At 70.0% G+C, this 3962-nt stretch carries 2 protein-coding genes and 1 pseudogene; all 3 read left to right on the forward strand.

The annotated features are described in order from the left end of the window. A partial coding sequence (locus IF83_RS0129315; RefSeq protein ID WP_030549375.1) for a GTP-binding protein occupies positions 1-378 on the forward strand: 378 nt, incomplete at its 5' end. Positions 379-726: 348 nt separating this feature from the next. Continuing rightward, positions 727-3861 (forward strand): sensor histidine kinase, encoded by a 3135-nt coding sequence (locus IF83_RS0129320; protein WP_030549377.1) that lies wholly within the window; start codon positions 727-729, stop codon positions 3859-3861. 10 nt (positions 3862-3871) lie between these two features. Then, positions 3872-3962: pseudogene (locus tag IF83_RS0129325) on the forward strand (roadblock/LC7 domain-containing protein); the annotation flags it as partial.

Genomic DNA, 3962 nt, shown 5'->3' on the forward strand with positions numbered 1-3962 from the left:
GTGGCGATGGACTTCGGCCGGATCACCCTGGACCAGGACCTGATCCTGTACCTGTTCGGCACCCCCGGACAGGACCGCTTCTGGTTCATGTGGGACGACCTCGTCCGCGGCGCCATCGGCGCCGTCGTCCTCGTCGACACCCGCCGCCTCGCCGACTGCTTCCCCGCCGTCGACTACTTCGAGAACAGCGGCCTCCCCTTCGTCATCGCCCTCAACGGCTTCGACGGACACCAGCCCTACACCCCCGAAGAAGTCCGCGAAGCCCTCCAGATCGGCCCCGACGCCCCCATCATCACCACCGACGCCCGCCACCGCGCCGACGCCAAGAGCGCCCTCATCACCCTCGTCGAACACGCACTCATGGCACGCCTGAAGTAGCGCCTTCGGCTCAACTATCAGGACAGACAGGAAAGTTGGTCATGAGGCGGGCTGTGTCCTTTGACACGGCCCGCCTCTGTGTTCATAACGATTCCACAGAGAATTACCCGCGCCGGTAAACCCGTTGCGTTCGAACAACTTCACAGCGCTCAACATTCGGGTGGGTTTTGACAGCATTCACACCAAATGTCGCTTTTCTCCACCCCCTGCGGGGTCTCGGAGCGCCTCTTCCCGGTGTTTGGAATGCGCACGCCTGACGTGCTGCAATTCCATGAAACTCCTGCACAGGAGCTTGTCCAGGACAGACGGCACACCGCGAGGTGCCGGCGCCGAGAGGTTGTTGGTCGAGTGAGGCGAAGCAAGTCCGGCCCCGCGTCGCACGAGGCGTCGCGCGGCAACTTCACCCCGCCGTCGCGCGCAGCGGCGCCACCGCCCGTGGAAGCGCCCGAGCCGCCCCCGCCCTCGCGCGGCGGCCGGTTCTCCGTGCAGAACTGGCGGGTGCCCGCCAAGCTGAACGCGGTTCTGCTGATCCCCGTGCTGGTCGGCCTGGTCCTGGGCGCGTTCCAGGTCAACGGCTCGATCGACACGCTGCAGGAGGCCAAGGAGGCCGAGCGCACCGCGCGCCTCGTCCGGGCCGCCGCCACCTACGGCCACCGGCTGCTGGACGAGCGCGACGTCACCGCCGCCCCGCTCCTCGCGGGCGACCGGGACAGCAAGGTCGTCACCGAGGCCCGCGCCGCCAGCGACGCGGCCCGCCAGGACTTCGAGGCCGCCGTCCAGGACATGCCCGACCGGCCGGGCCTCAACCGCCGGCTGGACGCCTACCGCGAGGTCGAGCCCCAGCTGGAGAGCCTCCGCGAGAACGCCTACACCAGCAAGCTCCCGGGGGTGCAGACCGAGGAGAACTACGTCCGGGTCCAGCACTTCCTGATGGAGTTCGCCAACGAGCTCGGCCTGGGCACCGGCAACGTGACCAGCTACGGCCGCACGGTCTACGCGATCTCGCTGACCAAGGCCGCGCTCTCGCTGGAGCGCTCCATCGGTATGCACCTGCTGGTCAAGCCGGGCCCCGACGCGGCCAGCCGCGGCGCCCAGCTCACGGCCTTCAGCTCGTACGCCTACCTGGAGAACATCGCCCTCGGCGAGTACATGGGCGGTGCCACCCCGGAGAGCCAGCGACTGCTGGAGACCGCGCTGCGGGACGCCCAGGCGAAGGGCAAGGAGAAGGTCGAGGAGGCCAAGCGGCAGGCGGACGCCGCCGGGGTCGTCTTCATCCCGCCGCCGTCCTTCGACAAGATGGTCACCTCCATCGCGACCAACCGGAACGGCGACGAGCTCAAGGACTCCGGCATCACGCCGGAGAGCTGGTTCGCCACCGCGACCGGCAAGTTCGACGCCTACCGCGCGGTGGAGAAGCAGCTCGTCGACAACGCGGTGACCGAGACCCAGAACATCTCCAGCGACGCCCAGCGGGAAGCCATCATCACCGGTGTCCTGGTGGTCCTCGTCCTGCTGGTCGCCTTCATCCTGGCCGGTATGACCGCCCGCTCGATGAGCCGCTCCATGCAGCGTCTGCGCACCGCCGCCTTCGACGTGGCCGAGCAGCGCCTGCCGAGCCTCGTCGACCAGCTCTCGCGGACCGACCCGGGCCGGGTCGACACCCGCGTCGAGCCCATCCCGATCACCAGCCGCGACGAGATCGGCGAGGTGGCCCGCGCCTTCGACCAGGTCCACCGCGAGGCGGTCCGGCTCGCATCCGAGCAGGCTCTCCTCCGGGGCAACGTCAACGCGATCTTCACCAACCTCTCCCGCCGCAACCAGGGCCTCATCGAACGCCAGCTCACCCTGATCACCGACCTCGAGAACAACGAGGCGGACCCGGACCAGCTGGAGAACCTGTTCAAGATGGACCACCTCGCGACGCGTATGCGGCGCAACGGTGAGAACCTCCTGGTCCTCGCGGGCGAGGAGCCCGGCCGCCGCTGGAACCAGCCGGTCCCGCTGATCGACGTGCTCCGCGCCGCCGCCTCCGAGGTGGAGCAGTACGAGCGCATCGAGCTGAGCGGCGTCCCGGAGACCGAGATCCACGGCACCGCGGTCTCCGACCTCGTACACCTCCTCGCCGAGCTGCTGGAGAACGCCACCTCGTTCTCCTCCCCGCAGACCAAGGTCCGCGTCACCGCGACGCGGCTCCCCGACGGCCGCATCATGGTCGAGATCCACGACAAGGGCATCGGCCTCACCGCCGAGGACTTCGCGGACATCAACCACAAGCTGGCCAACCCGCCCACCGTGGACGTGGCGGTCGCCCGGCGCATGGGCCTCTTCGTGGTCGGCCGCCTCGCGGACCGGCACGGCATCCGCGTCCAGCTCCGCCCCTCCGGGGAGCAGGCCGGCACCACCTCGCTGGTCATGCTGCCCGAGAACATCACCCACGGCGGTGGCGGCGAGCCGTCCCCCGAGGACGACTTCACCGTCTCCCGGATCGTCCCGGAGCAGCCGCAGGCCTTCGGCGGCGGCCAGGAGCACCAGCTCCCGATGCGGACGGCGGCCGAGCTCGGCTTCGACGAGTCGCGCTACGAGCGGGCGCCCGACGACGCCCGCGAGCTGGACCCCGTGGGCCGCTCCCGGATGCGTGAGGAGCGCCGCGCCCAGCTGGAGGCCCAGGCGGCCGAGCAGCAGCCGGTGTACCGGGACGAGCCGGAGCCGCAGGGCTACCGCCAGGAGGCTCCGCAGGAGTCCCGGGGCTACGAAGCGGAATATCCCCGGGCGGCCTATCCGGAGCAGGAGTACGCCGCGCAGGAATACCAGAACTCCGGTTACCAGGACGCGGGTTACCAGCAGAACGGCTATCCTGAGGCGGCCTACGGCGAAGCCGCCCCGGCTGACCAGCAGTCGTACTCACCCTTCGGTGCCCAGCCCGCCCAGTCCGCGCCGCCCGCGCAGGACCGGTGGACCGAGCCCTTCAGCCAGGAGGGGCGGTACGCACCGGATCACGGACCGGAATCGGAACCCTCCGACGCTCCCGTTGACCGGCAGGAAAGCGTAGGCTTCGAACGTCCGGGCCCCTCCCCGAGCGGCGCCCAGTCCCTGACCGGCGCGGGTCTCCCGCGTCGCGACAAGGCCTGGCAGCCGTCCGAGGAGCGGGAACAGCAGCCGCAGGAGGCCTCTCCGAAGGGCGACCCGGACTGGCGCTCGGCGAACGACGACCGCTGGCACCGGGCCGAGCGTCTCCGGGAGCCCAAGGCAGGCGGGGTGACCCCTTCCGGTCTTCCCCGACGGGTACCCAAGGCCAACCTGGTCGAGGGCACCGCAGAACAGACCCCGCAGGGCGGCCCCTCGGTCTCCCGCGCCCCGGAGGACGTCCGCGGCAGGTTGAGCAACCTGCGCCGCGGCGTCCAGCGGGGACGTAACGCGGGGACGGACACAGGCCACCAGGGCTTCGGCCCCGGCGGCAGCAGCACCTACGATCAGGAGCGTTAGTGTGAGCCCGATGAGCCAGGCGGCGCAGAACCTGAACTGGTTGATCACCAACTTCGTGGACAACACCCCCGGGGTGTCCCACACCGTGGTGGTATCCGCCG

Source organism: Streptomyces albus subsp. albus (assembly GCF_000719865.1).
GTDB lineage: Bacteria > Actinomycetota > Actinomycetes > Streptomycetales > Streptomycetaceae > Streptomyces > Streptomyces albus_E.